Origin of the sequence: Parabacteroides sp. AF14-59 (genome assembly GCF_003479515.1) — a bacterium.
Classification (GTDB): domain Bacteria; phylum Bacteroidota; class Bacteroidia; order Bacteroidales; family Tannerellaceae; genus Parabacteroides; species Parabacteroides faecis.
This window is the reverse complement of sequence record NZ_QUHH01000001.1, coordinates 552290-578555: the sequence shown is the minus strand read 5'-3', so window position 1 is coordinate 578555 and position 26266 is coordinate 552290. Positions and strand designations below refer to the sequence as shown.

Annotated in this window: 21 protein-coding genes and 1 pseudogene; 13 read left to right on the top strand and 9 right to left on the bottom strand. The window is 45.9% G+C overall.

The annotated features are described in order from the left end of the window. From DWW23_RS02285 to DWW23_RS02270, 4 genes are all read right to left on the bottom strand, one after another. A partial coding sequence (locus DWW23_RS02285) for an outer membrane protein assembly factor (protein WP_305037000.1) occupies window positions 1-1079 on the bottom strand: 1079 nt, incomplete at its 3' end. A 275-nt stretch (window positions 1080-1354) separates the two neighbouring features. Then, the gene (locus DWW23_RS02280) at window positions 1355-1762 is read right to left on the bottom strand and encodes a pyridoxamine 5'-phosphate oxidase family protein (RefSeq protein WP_122351649.1); all 408 of its coding nucleotides are present in this window, start codon (window positions 1760-1762) and stop codon (window positions 1355-1357) included. Window positions 1763-1839: 77 nt separating this feature from the next. Then, the gene (locus DWW23_RS02275; RefSeq protein WP_122351648.1) at window positions 1840-2646 is read right to left on the bottom strand and encodes an AraC family transcriptional regulator; all 807 of its coding nucleotides are present in this window, start codon (window positions 2644-2646) and stop codon (window positions 1840-1842) included. 38 nt (window positions 2647-2684) lie between these two features. Beyond that, entirely contained in the window at window positions 2685-2960 is a 276-nt protein-coding gene (locus tag DWW23_RS02270; RefSeq protein WP_122351647.1) for a zinc ribbon domain-containing protein, read from the bottom strand. Window positions 2961-3059: 99 nt separating this feature from the next. Here DWW23_RS02270 and DWW23_RS02265 point away from each other — a divergent pair, with 99 nt between their 5' ends. Further along, entirely contained in the window at window positions 3060-3995 is a 936-nt protein-coding gene (locus DWW23_RS02265) for a TIM barrel protein (RefSeq protein WP_122351646.1), read from the top strand. 402 nt (window positions 3996-4397) lie between these two features. On the opposite strand, the gene DWW23_RS02260 is transcribed toward DWW23_RS02265, so the two are convergent. Next, window positions 4398-5519, bottom strand: coding sequence for a Card1-like endonuclease domain-containing protein (locus DWW23_RS02260; RefSeq protein WP_122351645.1), 1122 nt, complete (start codon window positions 5517-5519; stop codon window positions 4398-4400). 96 nt (window positions 5520-5615) lie between these two features. Here DWW23_RS02260 and DWW23_RS02255 point away from each other — a divergent pair, with 96 nt between their 5' ends. Further along, complete coding sequence (locus DWW23_RS02255) at window positions 5616-6884, top strand: hemolysin family protein (RefSeq protein ID WP_122351644.1); 1269 nt, start codon at window positions 5616-5618, stop codon at window positions 6882-6884. Between the two features lie 240 nt (window positions 6885-7124). Here the strand turns inward: DWW23_RS02255 and DWW23_RS02250 are convergent, their stop codons facing one another. Then, window positions 7125-7811, bottom strand: a complete 687-nt coding sequence (locus DWW23_RS02250) for a TrkA family potassium uptake protein (protein ID WP_122351643.1) — start codon at window positions 7809-7811, stop codon at window positions 7125-7127. A 12-nt stretch (window positions 7812-7823) separates the two neighbouring features. Further along, window positions 7824-9647 (bottom strand): TrkH family potassium uptake protein, encoded by a 1824-nt coding sequence (locus DWW23_RS02245; RefSeq protein WP_122351642.1) that lies wholly within the window; start codon window positions 9645-9647, stop codon window positions 7824-7826. 268 nt (window positions 9648-9915) lie between these two features. Here DWW23_RS02245 and DWW23_RS02240 point away from each other — a divergent pair, with 268 nt between their 5' ends. From DWW23_RS02240 to DWW23_RS02210, 7 genes are all read left to right on the top strand, one after another. After that, window positions 9916-10656, top strand: coding sequence for an NUDIX domain-containing protein (locus DWW23_RS02240; protein WP_122351641.1), 741 nt, complete (start codon window positions 9916-9918; stop codon window positions 10654-10656). A gap of 12 nt (window positions 10657-10668) precedes the next feature. Continuing rightward, a complete protein-coding gene (locus DWW23_RS02235; RefSeq protein ID WP_122351640.1) occupies window positions 10669-12162 on the top strand; it encodes a xylulokinase in 1494 nt (497 codons plus the stop codon). A gap of 118 nt (window positions 12163-12280) precedes the next feature. Then, window positions 12281-13609 (top strand): xylose isomerase, encoded by a 1329-nt coding sequence (gene xylA, locus DWW23_RS02230; protein WP_122351639.1) that lies wholly within the window; start codon window positions 12281-12283, stop codon window positions 13607-13609. A gap of 141 nt (window positions 13610-13750) precedes the next feature. After that, on the top strand, window positions 13751-15298 hold the full coding sequence (gene xylE / locus DWW23_RS02225; RefSeq protein ID WP_122351638.1) for a D-xylose transporter XylE: 1548 nt from the start codon (window positions 13751-13753) through the stop codon (window positions 15296-15298). Between the two features lie 129 nt (window positions 15299-15427). Beyond that, complete coding sequence (mtgA, locus tag DWW23_RS02220; protein ID WP_122351637.1) at window positions 15428-16222, top strand: monofunctional biosynthetic peptidoglycan transglycosylase; 795 nt, start codon at window positions 15428-15430, stop codon at window positions 16220-16222. Continuing rightward, on the top strand, window positions 16168-16833 hold the full coding sequence (lipB, locus tag DWW23_RS02215; RefSeq protein ID WP_122351636.1) for a lipoyl(octanoyl) transferase LipB: 666 nt from the start codon (window positions 16168-16170) through the stop codon (window positions 16831-16833). The genes mtgA and lipB overlap by 55 nt, the downstream gene beginning before the upstream one ends. Continuing rightward, window positions 16833-17768: a tRNA-dihydrouridine synthase family protein gene (locus DWW23_RS02210; protein WP_122351635.1), complete on the top strand. Its 936-nt coding sequence runs from the start codon at window positions 16833-16835 to the stop codon at window positions 17766-17768. Before lipB ends, DWW23_RS02210 begins: the two co-directional genes overlap by 1 nt. On the opposite strand, the gene DWW23_RS02205 is transcribed toward DWW23_RS02210, so the two are convergent. Then, the gene (locus DWW23_RS02205; RefSeq protein WP_187576551.1) at window positions 17728-22200 is read right to left on the bottom strand and encodes a translocation/assembly module TamB domain-containing protein; all 4473 of its coding nucleotides are present in this window, start codon (window positions 22198-22200) and stop codon (window positions 17728-17730) included. The genes DWW23_RS02210 and DWW23_RS02205 overlap by 41 nt on opposite strands. 143 nt (window positions 22201-22343) lie before the next feature. Between DWW23_RS02205 and tsaD the strand changes: the two genes are divergently transcribed. The 4 genes from tsaD to DWW23_RS02185 all read left to right on the top strand — a co-directional run bounded on the left by tsaD (window position 22344) and on the right by DWW23_RS02185 (window position 25974). Further along, a complete protein-coding gene (gene tsaD, locus DWW23_RS02200; protein WP_075558096.1) occupies window positions 22344-23363 on the top strand; it encodes a tRNA (adenosine(37)-N6)-threonylcarbamoyltransferase complex transferase subunit TsaD in 1020 nt (339 codons plus the stop codon). A 132-nt stretch (window positions 23364-23495) separates the two neighbouring features. Further along, window positions 23496-23987, top strand: coding sequence for a CinA family protein (locus DWW23_RS02195; protein ID WP_122351634.1), 492 nt, complete (start codon window positions 23496-23498; stop codon window positions 23985-23987). Next, complete coding sequence (locus DWW23_RS02190) at window positions 23980-24534, top strand: Crp/Fnr family transcriptional regulator (protein ID WP_075558094.1); 555 nt, start codon at window positions 23980-23982, stop codon at window positions 24532-24534. The genes DWW23_RS02195 and DWW23_RS02190 overlap by 8 nt, the downstream gene beginning before the upstream one ends. A gap of 87 nt (window positions 24535-24621) precedes the next feature. Then, window positions 24622-25974, top strand: a complete 1353-nt coding sequence (locus tag DWW23_RS02185) for an MATE family efflux transporter (RefSeq protein WP_122351633.1) — start codon at window positions 24622-24624, stop codon at window positions 25972-25974. Here the strand turns inward: DWW23_RS02185 and DWW23_RS02180 are convergent. Further along, a pseudogene (locus DWW23_RS02180) lies at window positions 25969-26259 on the bottom strand (BRO family protein); the annotation flags it as partial. The gene DWW23_RS02185 and the pseudogene DWW23_RS02180 sit on opposite strands and share 6 nt — an antisense overlap. Window positions 26260-26266 lie beyond the last annotated feature (7 nt).

Sequence of the window (26266 nt, the reverse complement as noted above, 5' to 3'; positions counted from 1 at the left end):
ACCGGGTCGGCACTAAAGAAGATGTAACCATTATTATAATAGACATTGGATACGGCATCTTCATCTGTCGACAAACGTTCCGTCAGTTTCTTCTGGTTATATACCTCGCCCGGCTTCATTCCGAGAATCGCCTCCAGATAATCAGAAGCATACTGCATATTACCCACAAAACGAATGTCTTTCAGATAATACTTGTTCCCTTCTTCCAGTTTCAGGAAGATATCGACCTTCTTCTCATTAAAATTCACAACACTATCAGCCAGCAATACAGCGTCACGATAACCATGTTCGTTATATTTGGAGATAATGTTCTGCTTATCTTTCTCGTATTCTTCCGTAGTGAACTTCTTCGTACTGAATGCTTCCAGGATACTGGTCTTCCAGTCGTTCGGAATACTGAACTTTTCGTTCGTTTTCTTCATCGCCTTCTTCAGGTTCCTGGTAGACAAAGCCTCATTCCCCTCAAAGTAAATACGATGAATCTTCGTCTTTTCATTCTTATCGATATGGATATCGACAGTCACTTCGCCCTCTTTGGACAAATCATCACGTTGTATAATATCGACGTCTACATTCTTAAAACCTTTGCCGTCAAAGAACTTCTGAATAACGATCTTTGCACGGTCCATCAGGTTGGGAGTGATCTGGAATCCCTTTTTCAAGCCTAACTTGGCTTCAAGGTCTTCCCGTTCCCCTTTCTTTATACCATGATAATTTACTTCTGATATACGGGGACGTTGCTTCAACTGGATCTCCAGCCAGATCTCGTCACCTTCAATCTTGGTTGCCAGGATTTTTACATCCGAGAACAATCCGTGTTTCCAAAAACGCTTTACCGCTGTTGTAATCTCATCACCGGGGATAGTGACCATGTCACCGACCGATAGTCCGGAGAAACCGATTAACACGAAATCATCATAATTCTTAATACCCGTTACCTTGATATCGGCTATCTTGTATTTCTTTGGACTATTATAAGAAATGTCCGGTACAGTTTCTTTTGTTAGATTATTTTGCGCAAATACAGTTACATTGAAAAAAAGTATCAGCGAGAATGTAATAGAATAAATTATCCTCATGTCAAATCATCATTTTAGTTGCATTTATTTTGTTTTCTCATTAAGATATACAGTTTGGTAGGTGAATACTCAGTGAGAATAGATGATTATTTTGAGGAGAATATGTTTTGGATTGTTTTACTTCTTTGAAAAGGTTGGTTAATTCATACTATTTAAGCAGAAAATCATTTGCAGGTAGGTATAATTAAAATATTGCTAGGTTGTTGGTTAATTGTTTTAAATGAATAAAGAATAATCGTTCGACAATTATTCTTTATTCATTTAAAACGTGATGTTTATACTTTCCCCTTCACGAACTTGTGGCCTATCCAGTAGGTCGCATGTTCGGCGGTGAACTTCAGGATGCAATATTCCGGGTCTTCCACACCTTTGGGGAAATGCTCATAAAACCAGTCTACCCATAATGCTTTCTTTTCCGTAGCGTCTTCGACTACTTCGATGGTGCCTGTCAGCGTCACACTGTCGCCTTCCTTGAAGAAAGCGACGCCTGCTTTCGGGTTTTCGATAAAATTCTTTGTCTTTTCAGAACTCGTTCCCGTTGAGAACCAGATCGTATCGATCCCGTCTGTCTTGATCTTCGAAATGACTATGGGACGGGGATAACCCTGTTCGTCGATGGAGGCTAATGTTGCTACCTCACAATTATTCAGCAATTCGATTGCCTCTTGTTTGATCTTTTCCATAAAACTATTTTTTTGTTTCGGAGGCAAACATAAGGGAAACTTCGCGGTTGCTGTTGTAAAAAATCGACTTTCTTCTATTATATATAGGTAAGCGGATCGTCTTCCGGTATCGGTAAAGAGATGAATGCGGATGGATTGCTTCCAGATAATCTTCTGAACTCTTTGATAAAATGAGATTGGTCGTAGTAGCCACAGTCAATGGCTAACTGCTGCATGTCTGTATCTTTTATGCCCCTTAAAACTCGGGTTGCGTTCCTGAATTTGGTGATCCTGCTGAATTCTTTCGGCGTATAACCGGTGACGTGTTTGAATTTGCGCTCGAAATGACGTTGGCCGAGATATAATTTATCGGTCAGTTGACGGATGGGGAGCATCCCGTTCGACCGGATGATCAGATCGGTTGCCTGTAACATCTGCCGGTCTATGGGAATGATAGCGGACAAGTGGGAAAGGAGGAACCTTTCTATGATTTGTATGCGTTCCTGCAAAGATTCTCTTTCGCATAACATTTCTGCAAAACTATTGTCGAAGAGCATATCCAATTCGGAAGCATCGATTCGCATGTCGGTAAATTCTCCCAAAGGAACCTTTGTGAATGCCGCCAGTCCGCAAGGAGAGAAGCGTACACCCATCATATGAAGGTTGGTCGAACGTGTGACCAGTTCGGAATAAACCCGCATGGGACCGACGAAATAAAAACGGTAAGGCTGCATCAGCATTTCACCGTTCAGAGGTTGCGACGGTTCCTGGATGGAAAAGATGAAATCCGCACATCCGTCAGGCAATATCTTATAACGCATGTCGTATTCAGTCTCGCCTTTCACCTCCCAATATTTGTCGATATAGGGAGCCAGTGACGGGCATGGAGGATATTCCTGGTACATAATGGCGTATTACACAGTTTGATTGGATTCGTAGAGGTTCACTCTTTTTTCCAGCGTTTCAGTTGAGGAAAATAATACTGCATGCCGGCAAGCGCTTCTTCTTTTGTGTAGCTTTCGCCGTTGTCGTGTTTGAAAGAATCTGAATACTGAAGACAGATTCGGATCATTTCATCCATCGTTACATCCTGTACAAATTTCCCGTCTTTAAAACAGAACGCGCAATACTCTTTGTTTTTACTCCCGTCCTGGTTTGTTCCATAATCCGTATCGGATATCAGCGGCATCCCGCAACTTTGACAATAAATAGGTTCCATACTCTTAAATTTATTTATAAGCCTCTTATTTTAGAACAAATATAGAATTATTTTTCAGATTAAAAACAATACCTTTGAAGACTTAAATTTTAATAGACCATGGTAAATAGACGAAATTTTCTAAAAAGTGCCTCTGTCCTGACTTTGGGGGGGCTGGTAGCCGGAAAGGCAGAATCATTACATGCAGCCACTCCCGTCGTATCGGAAACGACTGCTGCCAAAAGTATCGGTTTACAGATTTATTCTTTGGGAGGTGAACTGATGAAGGACGTTCCCGGTGGAATGAAAAACCTTAAAAAGATGGGTTATTCCACTCTTGAACTGGCGGGTTACAATAACGGCAAGATCAATGGTGTCGATATGATGGAATTCAAGAAGATGGCAGAAGATGCCGGATTGAAGATCACCAGTTCTCACGTGAATCCTCCGACAGGCGAGTACACGCCGGATACCCGCAATATGATTATGGAATATTGGAAAAAGACGGCAGACGATCATGCCAAGTTAGGTGTGAAATATCTGGTTCAGCCCGGACAACCCCGTACCCGCAGTGTGGAAGAGGTAGGCTATGTTTGCGATGTTTTCAACGAAGCCGGAAAAATTGTAAAAGCGGCAGGTATTCCTTTTGGCTACCATAACCATGACTTTGAGTTTGCCAAAGTACTTCCCGGAGGTAAAGAAGCTATATTCGGCCGCCATAACAAAGGCGAAAAAATCTATGATCTTTTCCTGAAAGATACGGATCCTGATCTGGTATTCTTTGAAATGGATGTATATTGGACGGTGATCGGGCAGAATGATCCGGTGGAATACATGAAGAAATATCCGAATCGTATTAAACTGTTGCATATCAAAGATCGTGCAATCCTTGGACAATCTGGCTTTATGAACTTTGAGATGATCTTCAAACAGGCCTATCAGATCGGTGTAAAGGAATATTATGTAGAACTGGAAGGTATGCCGGATGGCCGTACCCAGTTTGACGGGATAAAAGGTTGTGCCGATTATCTTTTGAAAGCCAAGTTTGTAAAATAAGTAAAGTATAATATATAAAGGTACGTGTGAAAGCCGGTCTAGGAATAGACCGGCTTTTTTAGTGTGGTGTGGAAAAAATCCACACTTCCACATCGATTCCACACCACAGTTGTGAGATGTACGGAAATACAAGATGTGATATAAAATGTTTTTATCTGTTGATAGTTAGTATATTAGATAGGTATATCCCGACTTTATATTCTTTTGGCACGTCATTTGCATAAATAAAGGTGTTGGGGAATAAGTGAGTTCCCCTCTATGAATATGATGATGAAGTTTAGAATTTAGAATAAGTGTAAGTATCTATCTCCCGATATTGTTTTCTAATATGTATTAGATTAGCAAAAACTTATCGATTGATAAAGGCCGTTCCGCCTGAGAAGGTAGAACGGCTTCATTTTTTTATAACTGTAGGGAGTTGGACAGCTTTTCCAACCAGTCGGGAAGGGTATCCAGATGATGGATACGATCGTCGATATAGGCAGGGGCAAATAAATTGATCTGCAGATCCTTGCATTTTTCCTGTAAACTGTCTTCCACCGGGTAATAACTGGCTAATACGGCCAGCGAGATATCTCCGCCATAGGTTTCACGTACCGCATCTACCTTATATATATCGTTCTGTGTTACATTTCCTGATTTACATTCGATGAATATTAGTTTCTGTTGGTTGTTCAACAAGACATCCACTTCGTTTTTTGTCCTGGAACTGTTGTTTTCTGTCCTGAATAGAACGCTCTGCCATACCTCGGGACGGTTGGGATGTCTCTGGCTCCATGTCCTGACTTTATGGGCAACGAGTGTTTCCCACCAGCGTCCTTTGAAAAATAACATACCTGCGTTGGGGGTCGTTAACCTGAGCAATACATGGTTTTGCTGTGCAATGAGGAAAGTATCCTGTCTTTGCTTGAAGCGCAACCCGCTCTTGAAAACCCGTGATGACGGTAAGCGGGATAGTTCCTTATTGCAGAATATATTGAAGAACTTCTGGATCATGGTATGTTCTTTCGGGTATTGTTCGATAAACTGCTTGATGGAGACGGAAGCCTGTATGTCGGCATCGCTCAATTGTTTGGCGTCCTGGTATTCCGTCAGGATATTTCCGCTCAGGCCCAATATCTCTTTATTATCCAACTGGCTTTGCATTGGATGCTTTTCAAAGTTTTCCAACCGGATCAGGTCGCCCAGTTGAGTCAGGTAGAAGGCCGGGGCGTTATATTCTTTGGCTATTGTAAAAGCGGCGAATGCCATCAGCTTGGTTCCTTCCGAAAGATTATAGGCAAACTCGTCGGTAGGGTAGGCCTGGTGTATCTTGCGGCATACGTTGCGAACGTTTTCTCCGTCGTACGGTTCGGTCCGGTATAAGGTCCGGCGGATGCTGGCGGGGAGTAGCGGAAATAAAGGGGTAGCTACATCTTTTGTCTCGTTCGTACAAAGAAGATGCACATGGTCGGGGGCAAACTCTTTGATGCCGTGATAAACAGAGGTGATATCTTTGCCAAGTAATATGATCTGATGTTTCATGTTTTATATCATATATTAATTAAGGTTCTAAATGTAGTATTAATTTCGATATAATTCATATCTTCGCTCCCTAATCAATCGCTGTATATATAGCAAATGGAAATTTTTATTATTGTCGGCCTTATTTTGTTGAATGGTATTTTGTCGATGTCTGAGATCGCTTTAGTGTCTGCCCGTAAGGCCCGGTTGGAACTAGAGGCAAAAAGAGGTAATAAATCTGCGCAAACAGCCCTGAAGTTGGCTGGTGAGCCCGATCGTTTCTTATCTACTATCCAGATCGGTATCACGCTGATCGGAATCCTGACCGGTTTGTATTCAGGAGAGGCTTTCGCCTATAATCTGTCAGAAGTGGTACGTCATGTTCCCGTACTTGAGCCTTATGCACTAGGATTGTCAAAGACTGTAATCGTTATAATCGTTACTTATCTTACTTTGATCATGGGTGAGCTTGTGCCGAAACGTATCGGCATGGGATATGCCGAACGGGTTTCGATGCTGGTTGCCAGACCCATGTTTCTGCTATCAAAGCTGGCTTTACCCTTTGTATGGTTATTGTCTAAAAGTACTTCCTTTGTTATTAAAATTACCGGAATTAAAGCAAATGAAGAAAATAAAGTAACGGAAGAAGAGATCAAGGCGATCGTGAAAGAAGGCTTTGACGGAGGTGAAGTGCAGGAAGTGGAACAAGACATTGTGGAACGTGTGTTCAACCTGGGAGACCGTAATGTCGGTTCGATTATGACACACCGGAGTGACTTGGTTTGGCTGGATGTAACGGATAGTATTGAAAAGATCCGTGAAAAGGTACAGGAAAACCTGTTTAATATATATCCGGTAGCTTCCGAAAAATTCGATAATATCAAAGGTGTCGTTTACCTGAAAGATCTGTTCGGACGGATCGATGAACCTGATTTCTCGCTGGAACAGGTAATACGTCCGGCTCAGTATCTGCCGGAAAACCAAAGTGTTTATAATGCGTTGGAGCAGTTCAAACAGGCACGTGTTAAATATGGTATCGTGACGGATGAGTTCGGTGGTATCCAGGGTATCGTTACTTTGAAAGATATCATGGAAGGTTTGATCGGCCAGGTTCCGGAATTGGGAGAAGAGGCTGAGATCACTCAGCGTGCCGATGGTTCCTGGTTGGTGGACGGACAGTATAACTTCTATGATTTTCTGGAGTATTTCGATATGGAGGATCTCTATGCCGAACACGATTATAATACGTTGAGCGGCTTGATCCTGGAAATATTGGAACGTGTCCCGAAGACCGGTGAGACACTGAATTGGTTAACTTTCGAATTTGAGATCGTGGATATGGATGGGGCACGTATCGACAAGGTGTTGGTGAAGAAGATAGATTGATATTCTTTGTACGAAGATTAAATAGTGGAAGGATTTACCTGAAACTGTAAGCCATAATTCAATAGAGGAATGTATCGTATCCTCTTTCTTGATAGTGAATAGTGACATTCACTGAGTAGATTTGAAAACAAAAGTCCCTTATTTTGTAATCAAAATAAGGGACTTTTGTTTTCAAAGCATATATGTTTCGTCATTAAAACATATATGCTTTGAAAAGCCTTCTGTATAGTTTCTCTCTTCTTACAGTTCTTTGATCTTATGAAGCACCTCCATTTTTCCGAAGAGGATCAACTTGTCGTTGGATTCCAGCACCAGATCATCGGTTAGAGGGTCGACCACATAATATTCTGTTTGTTTCAATCCAATCAGGTTTCGTATTTCTTTGGCTCGTTCTACTCCGACCAGGCGGATACCGAAGTTCGTTTGGAAGTCGATCGTCCTTAAAGTCTGTCCGACCAAAGCACCCGGTGTCTTTATTTTGTACAGATGATGCGTCTCCGTCACCTGATACCAACGCTGGAACAGATCGCCCAGCAAGCTCTGGGAAGCATATGTGGCGGCATAATCCTGTTCCGGGCGAATGATCTCCGACACACCGATAGAACGGATCACCGTTTCATGGATGGGAGAGATGGAACGAACGATCAGCCTGCCGGCATCCAGGCTCTTTAATAAGGCGACTGTTTGTACCGAAGTACCGAAATTTTTCCCATAGGTCACAAAAATAGCATCCATCTCGCTTAGCGGAAGCGTGTTCAGCGCATCCCTGTCGGTCGTGTCGAGGCTGACAGAACCGGAAATGGTCTGCTTGACAGCCTCTACTTTATGCAGATTCAAATCGACACCGATCACTTCGTCGCCGATGCGGGTTAAATTTTCCGCGATGGCACGTCCCAGATTACCTAATCCTATAACCAGAAATTTCATAAGGCATTCTTATTACATTAATATATTTTCCTGAGGGTATGTATAATCCCTCTTTTTGTACTCTTTTATAAAGCTGACCATAAAAGTCAGTACCCCGATACGTCCGATCAACATCGTGCAGATGATGATCAGCTTTCCCGCCATGGAAAGCAGCGGGCTAAAATTCAGGCTCGACCCTACCGTACTCAAGGCAGAAACAACTTCGAAGGTAAGCGTAAAGATCGGCGTCCCTTCTTCTGTGTAAGACAGCATCCAGACTGCAACCGAGGCAAAAATGAAATAAAGGACAATGGTCGCAAACGCCCGGCGGATTGTTGCGGGAGATATTTCCCGTTTACGTACTTCCACCTTTTCTTTTTCACGGGCAACGTTCAATGCCGTGACGATCGCCACGAAAACCGTCGTTACCTTCAACCCACCCCCGGTAGACATCGGTGCAGCACCGATAACCATCAGAATAAGCGTAAGCATCAAGGTTACCGGACGAAGTGTTCCCATATCGGCTACCGTAAATCCGGCTGTTCGCGGGGTGACTGCTCCCAGTAAAGAATCCGCCAGTTTCCCTTTGAGCGGAAGCCCTGCCAGCGTATTGTCCGTTTCAAAAATAAAATAGAGGATCATTCCGCCGATGATCAACGCCAGTGTACTTATCACTACGATATAAGTATGGATATTGATAATGCGGGGAGTATGGATATACCGTTTTTGCAGCCTGGTAGCGACCATGAACGTATTTACGATAAAATGCCTTAACAGTTTCAGATAGTTGAATACGATCGGGAAACCCAGTCCGCCGAAGATGATCAGCAGGGAAATCCAGACATGCAGATTGTAATTATGTACAACTAACGGATCGCACATATTACCGCTTAACGTAGAGATCCCGGCATTACAAAAAGCCGATATTGCATGAAAAATGGCAAAGAATATATCATCCTGTACCGTGGCACCCGGTAACGTACCTCTTATATCCATATAAATGAAATAAGCCCCGATCCCTTCGATGAAGAAAGTAACAAACAGGATATTCAGGATCACCCGGAACAGTCCTCCGGTACGCTCTTCATTCAACATATCTTTCAGCATCAGTTTGCTGGTAAAAGAAGAATGCCCCATAAAAGACAGCGCAAAGAAACTGGTGAAAGTCATCACGCCGATCCCTCCGATCTGTATCAGGATCATAATGATTACATGCCCGATATGAGTGAAAGTGGTTGCTACATCCACCGTCGTAAGTCCTGTTACGCAAACCGAAGTTGTAGCTGTAAACAGGGCATCCACAAAATGGATCGGCCGGGTAGTGGCATTCGGCAACATCAATAATCCTGCGCCGATCAGGATTACGAAAATAAAACTGAGCAGGAACAGTAGCGACGGTTTGATACGGGTCTGCATTAGTGTAAATGTCTGTCTCGATAGATGGATAACACTCAGCAGCAACATCAAAGTATATACGAACAACGGTTTCGAAAGGAAGTCGAGATAAGGCAATGACCGCTCGATGACGTCCCTGAAAAAGACCTTTGCCGATAGAACGGCAAACAGGAGAAAATAGATCCCGATATCCAGATACAGCAGCTTCTCCTGTATAATCTCATTGAACCGGACTATATACCGCAGTGTGATCCCGATAAAGAACCCCAGTAAAATATAGATACGGCTCAGGTATAAATGATGTATAGTTTCGTTGGTCTGCTGAAACCCGAACTGATAAACCAGAACAAACAGGGAGGCGATGGATGCCAGGAGTATGATACCTTCTGCCGCTATATTCAGCAGCCCTTTTGCGTTGGCCCAATACATCCGGCATGTGAACTGTATATGTTTTATGTCCATGATCAAGTAAAATCTGTAGCAAATGTATTAATAAAAGTATTCCGGGGTGGGAATAGTTTAGAAAGTTTTGATAAAGCATGTTAAAAAGAAAAATATCAACGTTTTACCATAATATTGTTTTGTTTACATTATGGGGGATAAATGTTATTGTATGAGGTAAGATAGTAAAATGGCAGATAAATAAGCTGTTATAAATATTGAAAAAATAGTTTTGTGTATTTTGTATATTGGATAAATGATTATATTTGCAACTGATTAACGTAATATCATGGAAACACATATGGAAAACAAGAAAATGCTTTATTCGCACGTATCTGTCGATTGCGTGCTATTGGGAGTTAATGAAGACAAACTTTGCGTACTGCTGGTGGAACGGAAGATAGATAATAGTGATGAGAAACATTACAAATTACCCGGTAGTCTTATTTACGAGAATGAAGATCTGGATACGGCTGCTTACCGGGTATTTAATGAAGCCACCGGTTTGAAACGCGTTCCTTTGAAACAGTTCCGTAGCTTCGGGTCTCCGTCACGTACCAAAAATGCAGACGATATGCAGTGGCTGGAAAATGCCATGAAGCTGAAGATCGAACGGATCGTTACTGTAGCTTACCTGGCGTTAAGCAAGATCGGACGGAAATCGAATCCGACCAATAAATATAACTCGCTTGCCTGGTTCCCTGTCGATTCCCTTCCGGCTTTGCCTTTCGACCACAGGGAGATCATCGAAGCTGCCGTGGAAGAAATACGGGAATGGGTGGAGAAAGAACCGTCTATCATTTTCGATTACTTGCCGTTGAAGTTTACGGCTTACCAGTTGAGGCGTACTTATGAGATCATATATAATAAGGAAATGGACGTTCGTAACTTCCATAAGAAAATGAGTTCGCTGGAATATATAGTGCCGACCGACGAGGTTGAAACAGGAGTTGCCCATCGTGCCGCCCGCTATTATCGTTTCGATAAAGTGAAATATAATAAGATGCATTCAAAATTTAATAAGAATTAATCACGTAAGAATATGTATTTATTAGGTTGTGACATAGGTAGTTCTTCTGTCAAGGCATCCATAGTAGATGCCAATTCGGGACTGACGGTCGGTGCCGATTTCTATCCGAAGGAAGAAGCTCCTATTAAGGCTGTGAAACCCGGTTGGGCAGAACAGGAACCGGATGACTGGTGGAAATATCTGAAAGAGGCTATAAAAGGAGCCATTGCTAAAGCCGGTATCCAGGGAACGGATATCAAAGCGATCGGTATCTCTTATCAGATGCACGGACTTGTACTGGTAGATAAGAAGATGGAAGTATTGCGTCCGTCCATTATATGGTGCGACAGTCGTGCTGTTCCTTATGGCGACCGGGCATTCAAGAATATAGGGGAGAAGAAGTGTTTGTCCCATCTGCTGAACTCTCCGGGAAACTTTACCGCAGCCAAACTGGCCTGGGTAAAAGAATTTGAACCCGAACTGTTCCGTTCCGTCCATAAGTTTATGTTGCCGGGTGACTTTATCGCCATGCGTATGACGGGAGATATCGTTACTACGGTTTCCGGTTTGTCGGAAGGCATCTTCTGGGACTTCAAGAACGAGACGGTATCTGAGGACTTGATGAACTTTTTCGGATTCAGCAACGATCTGATACCGGCGATCCGGCCGACATTCGGCTTACAGGGCGAACTGCTGGGCTCTGTTGCAACGGAACTGGGCTTGAAGAAAGGTACTCCTGTTACCTACCGTGCGGGTGACCAACCCAATAATGCCTTATCGCTTAACGTACTGAATCCGGGAGAGATCGCAGCAACAGGAGGAACCTCCGGGGTGGTGTATGGCGTGAATGGAAAAGTAAACTTCGACACATTATCGAGAGTGAATACTTTTGCTCATGTGAACCATTCATCCGAACAGACCCGTTTAGGCGTATTACTGTGTATCAACGGCGTCGGCATCCTGAACTCATGGGTGAAGAAAAACGTAGCGCCGGAAGGCATCAGCTATCCTGAACTGAATGATCTGGCTGCCGATATCCCTGTCGGCTCGGAAGGATTGTCTATCCTGCCGTTTGGTAACGGTGCCGAACGCATGCTACAGAATAAACAGATCGACTGCTCTATACATGGACTGAATTTTAATATTCATAGTAAAGCGCATATCGCTCGTGCCGCCCAGGAAGGAATCGTGTTCTCTTTCAAATACGGTATGGATATTATGAACGAAATGGGCATCGACATCGATGTGATCCGTGCCGGTAATGCCAATATGTTCCTGAGTCCGGTCTTCCGTGATACCTTGTCGGGTGTGACAGGAACGGTAATCGAGCTGTTCGATACGAACGGAGCTGTCGGTGCTGCTAAGGGAGCCGGTATCGGTGCCGGAATCTATCAGTCGGCGGAAGAAGCATTCGCCTCTCTGAAGAAGATCGATGTGATCGAGCCTGACGGATTGAAAGCGGACAAATACTGCGCTGCATACAGTATCTGGAAAGAACGATTAGAACAGTTGACAGATGACAAGTGACAGATGACAGATAGGCTTCGCGTTCGGTGAACTAATCGGCTAAAAGCCGAAATAACTGTCAACTGTCACTTGTCAACTATCAACTGATAAAGTATAAATCATTAAAACAATTAATTTCATGGACTTTTATAAAGGTGAAAAAGAATTCTTTCCCGGAATAGGAAAGATTCAGTTTGAAGGAAGCGATTCTAAGAATCCGATGGCATTTCATTATTATGATGAAAATAAGGTGGTAATGGGTAAGACATTGAAAGACCATCTCCGTTTTGCTATGGCTTATTGGCATACACTTTGTGCCGAAGGTGGTGACCAGTTTGGCGGCGGAACAAAAACATTCCCCTGGAACACGGAGGCTGACCGTATCAGCCGTGCAAAATATAAAATGGATGCCGCTTTCGAATTTATGACCAAATGTAGCATTCCTTACTATTGCTTCCACGATGTGGATGTTGTAGACGAGGCTCCTACAATGGTTGAGTTTGAAAAAGACCTGCAGACAATGGTTGAACATGCCAAAGGTTTGCAGCAGGCAACAGGCAAGAAACTGTTATGGTCGACAGCCAACGTATTCGGTAACAAACGTTATATGAACGGTGCAGCTACCAATCCGTATTTTCCGGCTGTCGCTTGTGCCGGAACGCAGATCAAGAACGCTATCGACGCTTGTATCGCTCTGGGCGGTGAGAATTATGTATTCTGGGGTGGTCGCGAAGGTTATATGAGCCTACTGAACACCGATATGAAACGTGAAAAAGATCATCTGGCCATGATGCTTACCATGGCACGTGACTATGGTCGTAAGAATGGTTTCAAAGGAACTTTCCTGATCGAACCGAAACCGATGGAACCGACCAAGCACCAGTATGATGTGGATTCTGAAACGGTGATCGGCTTCCTGCGTCATTATGGTCTGGATAAAGACTTCGCCCTGAACATCGAAGTGAACCATGCTACATTGGCGGGACATACATTCGAACATGAACTGCAGGCTGCTGTCGACGCTGGTATGTTATGCAGTATCGATGCTAACCGTGGTGATTATCAGAACGGTTGGGATACCGACCAGTTCCCGATGGATATCTACGAGCTGACCCAGGCATGGCTGGTTATCCTTCAGGGTGGCGGTCTGACTACCGGAGGAACGAACTTCGACGCGAAGACCCGTCGTAACTCGACCGATCTGGACGATATCTTCCTGGCTCATATCGGTGGTATGGATGCTTTTGCCCGTGCTTTGATAACGGCTGCTGCCATCCTTGAAAACTCCGATTACAAGAAAATGCGTACTGAGCGTTATGCCAGCTTCGACAACGGCGAAGGTAAAGCATTCGAAGACGGCAAGCTGACTTTGGAAGACTTGCGTACGATCGCTCTTCGTGACGGCGAACCGAAGCAGATCAGTGGCAAGCAGGAATTATATGAAATGATTCTCAATTTATATATATAAAATTAGTTACAAAGAGTAACTTTCTCTTCTCTTGGAGAAAGGCAGGAGGCGTGTGATAATTACGTGTTTCCAAATGATAGCACACCTCCGTACCTTTCTCCGGAGTGGAGAAGTTACTTTTTGTTTCTTAGTCTGATAGATATGAAAAACAACAATAGTTATATTTTTGGCCTTACCCTCGTTGCTACCCTTGGAGGGTTACTATTCGGATATGATACGGCTGTTATCTCCGGAACAGTAGAATCACTACGGAAATTTTTTATCGAACCTTACGGATTACCTCTCGATCAGGCTAATTCGCTGGAAGGATTTGTGGTCAGCAGTGCGCTGATCGGTTGCATCCTCGGAGCTTCTTTTGCCGGATGGGTGAGCCAGCGGTATGGTCGTAAGCCGACGTTGGTCGTTGCGGCTATCCTTTTCCTGCTCTCCGCGATCGGTTCCGCATGGCCGGAATTCGGCTTGGGACTACCCGGAAGCGGAGATCATACTTATATGTATTTGTTCGTTGCCTATAGAATAGTAGGAGGAATAGGGGTCGGACTGGCTTCTATGGTTTCTCCTATGTATATTGCTGAAGTGGCGCCTGCCGACCGCCGTGGTAATCTGGTTTCCTGGAACCAGTTTGCTATCATCTTCGGTATGCTGGTGGTTTATTTCGTGAACTATACCATTGCTTTACAAGGAGATGCGGCGTGGCTGCATGCCACCGGCTGGCGTTGGATGTTTGCCTCTGAGACCATCCCGGCAGTCTTATTCCTTGTTTTCCTGATGTTCGTACCGGAAACTCCCCGTTATCTGGTCATGCGTGGTAAAACAGAGAAAGCCTTCTCTATTCTCAGTCGTTTGATGGATAAGGAAGAAGCATCGAAAGAATTGGTAGATATTAAAGAAAGTTTCAAGGAAAAAGCACCATCTATGCGTCCTTACTTCCAGTTTATGGGGACCTGGTTGGTTCTGTTCCTGATTTCATACGGAGGATTGGAACTGGCTGGCAGTACGAGTGCGTTGGAGATCGCTTTGATCGGCAGCTTCTTTGTCTCTTTGATACTCCCGATCCGTTCGTTTGGCGTTCTGATCATTCTGGTGGGTGTGTTGTTGTCAGCATTCCAGCAGTTTGTCGGTATTAACGTAGTATTATATTATGCACCGGAGATTTTCAAGACGATGGGGGCCGCTACCGATGCCGCTTTGTTGCAGCAGATCGTGGTAGGTGCCGTGAACCTGTCGTTTACCGTACTGGCTATCTTTACGGTCGATAAGTTTGGCCGCCGTCCGTTGATGATCATCGGAGCTTTGGTTATGGCTGTTTCGATGACTATACTGGGTACGACTTTCTATACCCATTCCGTCGGCGTCGGTTCGCTGGTTTGCATGTTGGTTTATACGGCTGGTTTTGCCATGTCATGGGGACCGGTTTGCTGGGTATTGCTGGCTGAAATATTCCCGAACTCTATCCGTTCTACGGTGATGAGTATTGCCGTTGCGGCACAGTGGATTGCCAACTTCCTGGTATCATGGACTTTCCCGATGCTCGATAAGAATCAGTACCTGACTGAAACATTTAATCATGGTATGGCCTACTGGATATACGGTCTGATGGGTATCCTGGCTGCCGCCTTTATCTGGAAATTCGTCCCCGAAACCAAAGGAAAGACGTTGGAACAGATGGAACAATACTGGAAAAGATAATTCCCATATACTAGATTGGTTAGGAAGTAACCGGAAGTTCAAGGCAAATACAGCCTGAATTTTTGGTTACTTTTCTTTTTGGAGGAAAGTAACATTTCGTACATTTGCCGACAGTAAACGATATTGAATATGCCTATTATAAAACGGATTCTGATCGGATGCAGGAATATCTTTCTGTTTCTTTTTATATCCAGCATCCTGGCGGTGGTGGCGTATAAGTTCATCCCTGTTTATTATACGCCGTTGATGCTGACGCGGTTGTATGATCAGTACAAGGGGGGGAAACCCTTCAAGCTGGAACATAAATGGGTTCCGTTGTCGCAGATAGCACAACCGTTGGTACAGGCGGTTGTCGCTTCGGAGGATAATTTGTTTCTCGATCATAACGGTTTTGATATTGAACAGATACAGAAAGCACGCGATGAAGCGGAAAAGGGAAAGCGCGTACGCGGCGCCAGCACCATCTCCCAGCAGACAGCCAAGAATGTATTCCTTCTTCCTACCAAAAGCTATATAAGGAAAGGGATCGAAGCCTACTTCACCCTCTTGATCGAGTGGATATGGGGGAAAGAAAGGATCATGGAGGTCTATCTGAACTCCATCGAGATGGGCGACGGTATTTATGGAGCAGAAGCGGTAGCCAAGGCCCATTTTAAGAAGCAGGCTTCCCGGTTAAATCGCGAGGAGGCTGCGTTGATCGCTGCATCTTTGCCGAATCCCAGGAAATTTAATTCCGGTAAACCTTCTCCCTATATGTTGAAACGACAGGGACAAATCCTTTCCCTGATGGGTAAGTTGTTGAAGATACAGATGGGTTACGGAGCCGGTGAGATCGATAATACGAACGGAAAAATAAAAAAAAGAAAGAAATGGAGAGCTTCACTTTTCACGACCTCGGACGCATTGATTATGCAGATGCGCTAAAGGTTCAGACAGATGCTTTTGAAACCTTGCTTCAGGCAAAGAAGGAGGGAGGCAGCGAAGAAAATAAGTTGTTCTTCTGCGAACATCAACCCGTGCTGACGATCGGAAAGAGTGGGAAAGATGCCAATCTCCTGATACCGGAACAACTGTTGCAGCAGCGTGGCGTCTCTTTCTACCATATCAACCGGGGAGGGGATATTACTTATCACGGCCCCGGGCAGATAACCGGTTACCCGGTCTTCGACCTGGAATATTGGCAGTTGGGACTCAAACTGTATATCCATCGGCTGGAAGAGGTCATTATTCGTTTCCTCGCCCTTTACGGGATACGCGGAGAACGTCTCGACGGTGCTACCGGCGTATGGATCGATCCGGATGTAAAAGGACGTGCCCGCAAGATCTGTGCGATCGGAGTAAAGAGCAGCCGGTTCGTTGCTATGCATGGTTTTGCTCTGAATATCAATACCGACCTGAGTTATTTTTCCCTGATTAACCCTTGTGGGTTTACGGATAAAGGTGTGACCTCGCTGGAGAAAGAATTAGGGGAAAAGCAGGATTTCGAACAAGCTAAAACACAGCTTCATTCATTATTTTCAGAACTGTTCCCCTGATGGAGTACAAGATACATTTTGCCCCTTTGCAAGGCTATACGGATGCCGTGTACCGGGAAGTGCATGCACAGGTATTCGGAGGAGTCGAAGCCTACTATACCCCTTTTGTGCGGGTGGAGAAAGACGGTTTCCGGAACAAGGATCTCCGGGATATAACGTCCGGCAGGAATGTGGCTACTCCGGTCGTTCCCCAGTTGATAGCGGCCACGCCTGAGGAATTCCGGCATCTGGTAACTTTATTTCTCGGACAAGGATACCGGCAGGCAGATATCAATATGGGGTGCCCTTTCCCGATGCAGGCACGTCTTCACCGGGGAGCAGGTATCCTGCCTCATACGGGAGATGCTGCCGCCCTGTTGCAGACAGCCCGTGAATTTCCGGAAATGAATTTCTCTGTCAAGCTCCGGTTAGGATGGGATTCACCGGACGAAGTCTTTGCTTTGCTTCCCTTTATCGATTCGTTGCCGCTTACACATGTGACTTTGCATCCCCGGATAGGGCGGCAACAGTACAAAGGGCATGTGGATATGGACAGCTTTACCCGTTTCTACGAAGCATGTGCACATCCGCTTTTCTATAACGGCGATCTGAACTATCCGGCCGATATCGACCGGATCATTCGCTTGTATCCCCGGTTGAGCGGGGTGATGTTGGGACGCGGCTTATTGTCTTCCCCCTGGCTGGCAAAGGAATATATGGCAGGAAAGGAGCTGCCGGACACGGAAAAGAAAGCCGGACTGTTCCGTTTCCATACACTTTTATTTGAGAAATACAGCGCCATACTTGAAGGCGGAGAGCACCAGGTGCTTGCCAAAATGAAAACTCTTTGGGATTACCTCTTGCCGGACGCAGAAAAACGTTTGCGGAAGAAAATACTTAAAAGCAACCAGTTATCTACTTATCAGCAGGCGGTAAAGGAATTGTTACAGCCGTAGTATCCGTCTTTGCCGGCGAGATGGTATCAGCCGGAGCAAGCGGCACGATCGGCAGCAGTCTTTTCCGTCGGCGGAAGAACTCGGAAATGTTACTGAAGTCTTTCCTGAACATGACACCTACCCCCTGGGTCGTTAAGGCCCGGTTCAGATACTTATACATATCATTGGCATGATTGTAAGCCTTCAGGCGGATCTCTCCGCTTGGGGTCAGCTTATATTCCAGGTCGAATTCACCGACGAAGTCGTTCTTCCCCTGGTACGTATTATTCCTGTATCCAAAACTTCCGTTGAATAACAGGCGGTTGTCGAGTAATTGGCTGGATAGCAACATTTCCACTTCCGTATCCTGTATGCCGTCATCGCTGGTGCGGATGTTCGTACCGATCTGCACCTTATCCGTCAAGCTGTTGAGTATGCTCGACAGTTGGGAGGAGATGGCGGAAGAAGCTACGGCGCTGAATTCGCTCGAACGGTAGGCGTTCTGGCTGTATTCGGGGGTGTAGAATTTGTTCAGCACTAGGAGGTAGATAATCTGGCGTGTCATCATGTCTTCCGTATCGACCAACGCTTTCATCTGACGTTCTATTTCTTCGTTTGAACCGGGAAGTTCCAGGTCGAACGAGATAGCAGGGCTGCGTAACATGCCGTCGAGGTTAAGCACGCAGTTGACGGGTATGTTGGTTCGCGGACTTTCCAGTGCCAGGTTTTCATCCAGGTCGCGCAGGTTGGCAGTTACATTATAAATGGCATTTATTTGCATCGTGGCATTGAACGGGTCACCCCGGAAGTCGATGGAGCTGCCTTCGCGTATCTTAAAGTCCTTATGGATGATCTGTTGCAAGCTGAAATTGTAGTTGCCGCTGACAATTCCCATGTTTCCGTACATGCGTAAATCCGTTTTTGTCCCGTATTCTATCTGCATGCTTCCGCTACAGTTGCCGGTTATCTTATCTCCGGCAACCGGGTCCATGATCAGCTCGATCCGGGCATCGGGTGTGATGTCGAGCAGGAAGTTCATGCGCATTTCGGCACCTTCTTCTTCGTTGGCGGCAGCCATTTTCAGGGAGTCGGGCGAGATTGTTCCGTTTGCGATGGATTCGTTCAACTGTTTCTTATCGACGAACGTGATAAAGTCGTAGTCGGCAGCCGTCGTATTGTTTATAAAGTCGAATGTGATAGCCGTCTTAGGATCGCTCCGCATATTGATGTCAAAGTTGATCAGCTTGTCATTTCCTTTGATCGACGCCGATCCGCTACCGAAGACAGTTCCGTAGATCAATGGGTTCTGCCTGCGTGTCGCATTAAACACCAACATATTGTTTGTCTTGACATTTACGTCGAAACTGACATCTTTGAAGTGATTGTGATAGACACTCATGTTGATGATACCCGGATTACCGAACTCGTCATGGACGGTCAGGTTCCGCATATTGATGGAACCGGCATCCAGATGTATGGAGTCGGAGAAGGTATAATATGTATTCGTATATTCGATACCCAGGCCGCCGTCCAGCACATACGCATCTCCCTCGACGGTCAGCGACTTGAACGGACCGTGCAGGTGGACGTTTCCGAAACCCCGTCCTTTCATATTCTTAGCCACCTTTTCCACAAAGGGGTGGAGGAATTCCAGATTGATATCGTTGGCTCCGAAGAATAAGGACAACCCGGCATTCTGTCCTACCGGGAAGATGTAACCGCTTACGTCGGTCCATGTCGTATCGTTCTTATAGATACTGCCGAGCATCAGGATACCCTTTTGCTCATCGTCCCATTCGCTGAAAAGGTTCAGCCTGCCCAGCGGTGTCTGGTTGAATGAGAAGTCTTTTATCTCCAGATCGGTGTTCAGCATACGACTGCCGTACAGGTCGCTTATATTAAATGTACCTGTCGCTTTCCCGGCAAACTGCAATACCGGGATATTCAGTATATCGAAAATGTATTTGAGCTCGACCTGTTTCAGGTCCATCAAAAGCGTATCCGACGGATTTTTGGAGATGTTTCCGTCCAGCAGCAACGATTGTTTCTCATTGCCTACCAGGAATTTACGGATACCTATCTGCCCGTCGGAAATTACAATATTCGAGGGATGGATGGTCCACAAAGAATCGTTCAGCACCAGTTGGCTCTCCTTGACGGAAATATCGGTTCGCAGGGTAGAAGGCCTCTTTTCCTGTTCTTTTTCAGTGAAGAGGGCAGACGCCGACAGCTCGGCACGGAACACCTTTTCCTTATTGTTCGCCCAGCCGATCAGCGTATTGATCCGGTTGTCGCGGGCATCCGCTTTCAGGTCGAGGTAGTTACGAAGTCCTTTCAGGTTGTAGTTGGTTGCCCTCAGTTGCAGGTTGATATTATCCTGCGGGTTGTCGCAAGTCAGGTAACCGGATTCGAACAGGGAGTTTCCCAGTTTGAATTTAGGGAGGAAAGCCTCGATGCGGAATTTATTATACAAGTTATTGTAGTGTCCGGTGATGCGTGCCTGGTTGACCATCGTCACCGGCAGTTTGAGTGTTTCGGATATCTTTTCCGTATTCTCTACTGTCAGCAACAGCGAGAAATTGTTTTCTTCTACTTCTTTTTTCTTCTGCGTCGCATTGATCAGTGCCGGGATATATCCTTTGAAAGTGTTCATAAAACTCGGTACGATCGTGGTAAAGGAGTATGCACCGGTAACCTCTCCGTTCAGGATATCGGACGAGATAGTCAGATGGCGGTCCAATGAATGTCCGGATGCCGTTACCTGGAATTTTTTCAGGAAGAAGCTGCTTGGAGCCGTCAGGAACGAAAGGCTGTCTATCGTGATATTACCTTCCAGGTTATCGATATTATTCCCCGTAAAATCGGCATTCAGGGATAGCGAGATATCCGGCGATTCATATTTGTCGATCAGGTTGAGGCTGTCGGGACGAAAATGTTCCAGATTGGCGGTGAAGTTGAACATAGAGTTCTTCCCCTCGTGGCGGAACATACCCTGGGCATGCAACTTCCCGTTCGGGTCGTTCACCTGTACCATGCCGTCGAAGCTGTTCTTTTTGAAATTTCCGGACAGCTGGATATCCTCGTACTTGTATTTTTTGAACTCGAACTCGTTGATGTTCGCTTTAATATTTCCGAAGAAACTGCTGTTGTTGTAGCGTTTGGCATCCAGTGAGATGCTCAGGCGGGTGTTCCCGTAAGGGTTGCCATCGTTGAACAGCTCGTTCAGATGCAGGCCGGAGGTAGAAATATGTCCTTTCAGGTATGCCGCAACATTGTTTTCTTTGTCTGTACCGAATATCATGTCGGTCTGCACCGAACCGATCGCCGAAGAGAACTTTCCGAACGCCACCAGGTTATCGAAGAAGCCGGATATCTCTCCGGTAAAATTGATCGTACCCAACCTGACGACAGGATCGGGCAGCACGACCGGCTTCTTGTTGAAATTGTTTACCAGGCCCGCCAGTCCGTCGGTCGTGATATACATCTTGTTTACCTGTCCGAAGATATAGGCATCTTCCGGATGGCTGATCCCTTTCAGGTCCATTTTTCCGATAAACAGCATCTTGTCGCTGTAACGGATTGTCAGCCGTTGCAGGTTGATATTGTTGACGGAACCGGACGCTTCTGCCGATAATTCGATGGTCTCGGTGAAGTTGCTGAAAGCCGGGACGAAAGGAGAGAGGTCTTTCAGACAGATTTGCGACGGGGAAATATTCAATTCCAACGGGGCATGGTTCAGCAGCTCGGAAGCGTTCTTCACCTCCTGCATGTCGATCTTTGCCCGGCTGATTTTCAAATCCGTTTCCGGTAGTTTTATTTCGAAATTGTTGATGAAAGCACTGTCGCGGTTGCTGATAACGTTCATCGAGAGTTTATTCAGCGTAAGGCCGGAAGCCTCGTCGAAGCTCATCTTTTTGATGTTGGCGTTCAGGCTGTCCTTGTTGAAGGCCTTCATGGAAATCTTCGCACTCAGGTTTTTGATAGCCACATGCCTGGCGTTGAATTTTCCTGGCGTTTCGGCCTCGCTTTGCACGTCGTACCGGAAGTTTCCCCGGCGGATCAGGATCGAGTTGAAACGCAGGTCGATATTCGGATTCTTCTTGATCGTGTCCCTGCTGGCAAAAGCATCCAGCACGAACTGGAGATTGAGCGGACTTTCGGGTGTCTTCTTTTTGAGATTGACGGAAAAACCGAATAGCCGCACGGTAGTGAAAACGAATTTTCCTTTAAATAGCGGAAGAACTTCAAAGCCCGCCGCCACATGATTGGCTTCGAATAATGTCTGACCTTCCTGATCTTCGAGGTATAAGTTGTCGAGGACCAAACGGTTGAACCATTCGATATTCACATTTCCTATCTTTACGGGCACACCGAGATGGCCGGATAATTCGGTCGATGCAATGTCGGAAACCTGATGTTGGATGTAGGGTATCTTCAACAAGATAAAGGGCATCGCATAGAATATCCAGAACAAAACAAGTAGGGTAATGATTATGTATTTGAGTCCTCTGATATCTTTACTATATTTTAAACGCAAATCTACAACAATATCGCGATAGAATTCATTAAATTTGCACAAAAAAACGAGAGAAGAGTATGAGTGTAACAATATTGGGGATAGAATCATCCTGTGATGATACTTCCTCTTCCGTAATACGCGACGGCGTGATGCTGTCGAATGTGATAGCCAGTCAGGCGGTTCACGAAGCATATGGTGGCGTGGTTCCCGAGCTGGCTTCGCGTGCCCACCAGCAGAATATCATCCCGGTGGTGGCAGAGGCTATCAAGCGTGCAGGCATCGATAAGTCGGAACTGAGCGCCGTTGCCTTCACACGCGGGCCGGGGTTGATGGGATCCCTGCTGGTCGGAACCTCCTTTGCCAAAGGGTTTGCGGCTTCTTTGGACATCCCGATGATCGAGATCAACCATTTGCAGGCGCATGTACTGGCTCACTTTATCAAGGAAACGCCGGAAGACGATCATGCTCCCTCGTTCCCGTTCCTGTGTTTGCTGGTGTCGGGCGGTAACTCGCAGATCATCAAAGTAAATGCTTATAACGACATGGAGGTGATAGGACAGACCATAGACGACGCAGCGGGCGAAGCCTTCGATAAATGTGCGAAGGTGATGGGATTGGGTTATCCGGGTGGTCCGGTGGTGAACCGGTTGGCCAACGAAGGAAATCCGAAAGCCTTTACTTTCAGCAAACCGCATATTCCGGGATACGATTATAGCTTTAGCGGACTAAAGACTTCTTTCCTCTACACCTTGAGGGATAAACTACAGGAAGATCCGGACTTCATCGAAAATAATAAACGTGACCTTTGTGCCTCCCTTCAGTCGACCGTGATCGATATCCTGATGGATAAGTTGCGCAAGGCAGCGAAAGACCTGAATATAAAAGAGGTGGCGGTGGCCGGAGGTGTTTCGGCAAACTCCGGTTTGCGCGATGCCTTCCTCGACCATGCGAAGCGGTATGGCTGGAAAGTGCATATCCCGAAGTTCGCGTTTACTACAGACAACGCGGCGATGGTTGCCATCACTGGTTATTATAAATTCCTCGATAAGGATTTTTGTCCGATGGACGCTGTTCCGTTCTCACGGGTAGTTATCTGATTATCAGGTGTAATTACGGTATAGAAAAAAGCATGCATCCTCTTTTTTAAAAGGGTGCATGCTATTTACAAAAAGGGTGCATGCTATTTTGGAAAAGGATGCATCCTATTTTTCAGAAGATAATATCGAATTATGGCAGAGAATAAAGTCTTAGGTGAACGGGTAGGCGACGTCTTACGTTCACGGAAACTGACGATGGGGACGGCGGAAAGCTGCACGGGTGGCCGGATAGCCAATATGATCACGCTGGTGGCAGGTAGTTCCGATTATTTTGTCGGGGGAGTTGTCTCTTACAGCAACGAAGTGAAACAGCATGTATTGGGTGTTTCGGAAGAAAGTCTTCGCCAGCATGGGGCCGTCAGCCGCGAAGTGGTGGAACAGATGGCGCAGGGAGCGATCCGTACCCTCGGATGCGACTGTGCGGTAGCGACTTCCGGTGTAGCAGGACCCGGCGGAGGAACCCCGGAAAAACCGGTCGGCACGGTTTGGATCGCCGCAGCCCTGAAAGGTGAAATCGTCTCACATTGTTTTCATTTCGGAACGGTCAGGGCGGAAAATATACAGGCCGCGGCGGATGCTGCGTTGACCCTGTTATTGGACTTGTTACAAAAACAGCATGGATAAATTCATAGAACAACAGCGGGCGGTTTATCCCATGTCCGACGAAGCGATCCGGTTGCTGGTCGACGAGATGGAGGAGGTGGCTTTCTCGAAAGGAGAACTTTCGACGAGGGAAGGCGACCGCGACCCGTTTGTCTGGTTCGTCAAAGAGGGATTGGTCCGGGCATATGTCGAACTGGATACGAAAGATATCACCTTATGGTTTGCCAGCGACGGCGAAATGATCAATTTCGTTTACCGCGACATCTCGGTCTATAACGTGGAGATGGTGGAGGATACCGTCCTGTTCCGCATCCCTGCCACGAAACTGGACAAACTTTTCGAACAGTCGCACGATATCGCTATCTGGGGATTGAAGCTGCTCGACTATTACCTGCGGGAATATGAGAACTATTTTATCAACGACAGTTGGAGTGATGCCCGCGAACAATACGAGAGTCTGATGCATTCGCGTCCGGACTTGTTCCAGAGAGTACCGTTGAAACATATCGCTTCCTACCTGCAGATCACGCCGCAATCGTTGAGCCGTATCCGTTCCTCTTCTAAATAAAAAGAGCAGACCGAAATTATCTTATGGTAATTTTTCTCTGAAAAGACCTCCTTACCTTTGCAGCCGGAACCAAAAGCAAGTTGTTTTATGAGTAAGGAAAAAGCTCTCTTCCGCCAGGAAAGAGAGAGGTTATTGTTGACAGGTGAGATTCCCCGGTTATTTACAAAGTATGCACTTCCCGGCGTGGCGGGACTATTATTTCTGGGTATCCAGTCCGTAATTGACGGGATTGTGCTCGGACGGTTTGTGGGCGCTAATGCGCTGGCTAGTGTGAATCTGATCTTACCGTGTTATAGTTTGATCTCGGCGTTTGCCATCGTGATGGGCATCGGGGGACAGACGATTGTCAGTATCAGTCTGGGAAAAGGTGATAAGCAGGAAGCGAACAACGCGTTGCGTTCGGTATTTCTGTTCCTGATTGCCATGTCTTTGGCGGTGAGCCTGTTGATCTATTTATTTGCAGGGGAGATCGCTTCTTTCCTGGGGGCGAATGCCGTGTTGCAGGGGGATGCCGTAGGATATATCCGGGCATTGGTCCCTTTCTTCCCGTTTTTGTGTACGATGTTCTTCGGCGACTATATCATTAAGGCGATGGGGCATCCCTTGTATGCGACTTCGGTCATGGGGACGACCGTGATCCTGAATATTATTCTCGACCTCGTGTTCGTTGCCGTATTGGGTTGGGGCGTGATGGGAGCCGGACTGGCGACCGGTATTGCCTTTACGATCGGTGCTTGCCTGAATGTGCCCCGGTTGTTTTCGCGTCACGAAGTCGTTGCCGTCCAACGTGGACGCTACAATTGGCGGCTGGTATGGAATGCTTTCTATAACGGGTCGTCGGAGGGTATGTCTGAACTGTCGGTGGCAATTACCGTTTTCCTCTTCAATATCACGATGATGAAGTATCTGGGTGAAAGTGGGGTGGCGGCGTTTACGGCAATCAATTATATCCTGTTTATCGGAACCACCATATTCCTGGGGGTATCGGATGGTATCATACCTATTATAGGATATAACCACGGGGCGAAGAAGCAGGAACGTATCAAGTCGATCCTGGGACTTGCCGTGCGGGTTAATTCTGCGATCGGGATTGGTTTGTTCCTGGTATTGTTATTGTTCGGCGAACAGATTATCGGATTGTTTTTCAACGATCACAGCAGCGAGGCCTTTGCTATTGCGTCGCGAGGTGTCTCGATCTATTGCTTTGCCTTTTTGTTGTGTGGTTTGAATATCCTGGCATCCAGCTATTTTACGGCTATCGGAAATGCGAAGATTTCGATCATTATATCAGCTTTGAGAGGACTCATATTCGTAGGAATCGGTATACTTGTCCTCCCCGCTGTATTCGGTATCGACGCCATCTGGTATGATATACCGATCGCTGAGATTTGCACGTTGTCAGTCTCTTACTGGCTGGTGCGTAAGTCGTTAAAGAGATAAGAAGGATTGGATCAGGCGGAAAAGTTGCTCGGTGGTGGCTACGTCGGTTTTGTAGTATTTGCCATCACCAGAGGGCATTTTCAGTTGTACGATTTTAGCGTACAACTGACTTCCTTCTTTTGATAACTTACGTTTCAAGTCGCTCCAATAACGACGTGGGTTATCACTATCCGTCAATACGGCAATTACATCCACTATGGAAAAATACCATTCTTCCGTTTCGCTATCCCATACGGTGCGTACTTTCTTCTCTTCAAAGATTTTGATTGCATTTTGCTGTGTCATAACTTAC

What these genes read in the sequence shown, in the direction of transcription:
- DWW23_RS02280 (WP_122351649.1), bottom strand. Translation starts at nt 1,762, where the DNA reads ATGGAAAAGATCAAACAAGAGGCAATCGAATTGCTGAATAATTGTGAG.
- DWW23_RS02275 (WP_122351648.1), bottom strand. Translation starts at nt 2,646, where the DNA reads ATGTACCAGGAATATCCTCCATGCCCGTCACTGGCTCCCTATATCGAC.
- DWW23_RS02270 (WP_122351647.1), bottom strand. Translation starts at nt 2,960, where the DNA reads ATGGAACCTATTTATTGTCAAAGTTGCGGGATGCCGCTGATATCCGAT.
- DWW23_RS02265 (WP_122351646.1), top strand. Translation starts at nt 3,060, where the DNA reads ATGGTAAATAGACGAAATTTTCTAAAAAGTGCCTCTGTCCTGACTTTG.
- DWW23_RS02260 (WP_122351645.1), bottom strand. Translation starts at nt 5,519, where the DNA reads ATGAAACATCAGATCATATTACTTGGCAAAGATATCACCTCTGTTTAT.
- DWW23_RS02255 (WP_122351644.1), top strand. Translation starts at nt 5,616, where the DNA reads ATGGAAATTTTTATTATTGTCGGCCTTATTTTGTTGAATGGTATTTTG.
- DWW23_RS02250 (WP_122351643.1), bottom strand. Translation starts at nt 7,811, where the DNA reads ATGAAATTTCTGGTTATAGGATTAGGTAATCTGGGACGTGCCATCGCG.
- DWW23_RS02245 (WP_122351642.1), bottom strand. Translation starts at nt 9,647, where the DNA reads ATGGACATAAAACATATACAGTTCACATGCCGGATGTATTGGGCCAAC.
- DWW23_RS02240 (WP_122351641.1), top strand. Translation starts at nt 9,916, where the DNA reads ATGGAAACACATATGGAAAACAAGAAAATGCTTTATTCGCACGTATCT.
- DWW23_RS02235 (WP_122351640.1), top strand. Translation starts at nt 10,669, where the DNA reads ATGTATTTATTAGGTTGTGACATAGGTAGTTCTTCTGTCAAGGCATCC.
- xylA (WP_122351639.1), top strand. Translation starts at nt 12,281, where the DNA reads ATGGACTTTTATAAAGGTGAAAAAGAATTCTTTCCCGGAATAGGAAAG.
- xylE (WP_122351638.1), top strand. Translation starts at nt 13,751, where the DNA reads ATGAAAAACAACAATAGTTATATTTTTGGCCTTACCCTCGTTGCTACC.
- mtgA (WP_122351637.1), top strand. Translation starts at nt 15,428, where the DNA reads ATGCCTATTATAAAACGGATTCTGATCGGATGCAGGAATATCTTTCTG.
- lipB (WP_122351636.1), top strand. Translation starts at nt 16,168, where the DNA reads ATGGAGAGCTTCACTTTTCACGACCTCGGACGCATTGATTATGCAGAT.
- DWW23_RS02210 (WP_122351635.1), top strand. Translation starts at nt 16,833, where the DNA reads ATGGAGTACAAGATACATTTTGCCCCTTTGCAAGGCTATACGGATGCC.
- DWW23_RS02205 (WP_187576551.1), bottom strand. Translation starts at nt 22,200, where the DNA reads ATGCCCTTTATCTTGTTGAAGATACCCTACATCCAACATCAGGTTTCC.
- tsaD (WP_075558096.1), top strand. Translation starts at nt 22,344, where the DNA reads ATGAGTGTAACAATATTGGGGATAGAATCATCCTGTGATGATACTTCC.
- DWW23_RS02195 (WP_122351634.1), top strand. Translation starts at nt 23,496, where the DNA reads ATGGCAGAGAATAAAGTCTTAGGTGAACGGGTAGGCGACGTCTTACGT.
- DWW23_RS02190 (WP_075558094.1), top strand. Translation starts at nt 23,980, where the DNA reads ATGGATAAATTCATAGAACAACAGCGGGCGGTTTATCCCATGTCCGAC.
- DWW23_RS02185 (WP_122351633.1), top strand. Translation starts at nt 24,622, where the DNA reads ATGAGTAAGGAAAAAGCTCTCTTCCGCCAGGAAAGAGAGAGGTTATTG.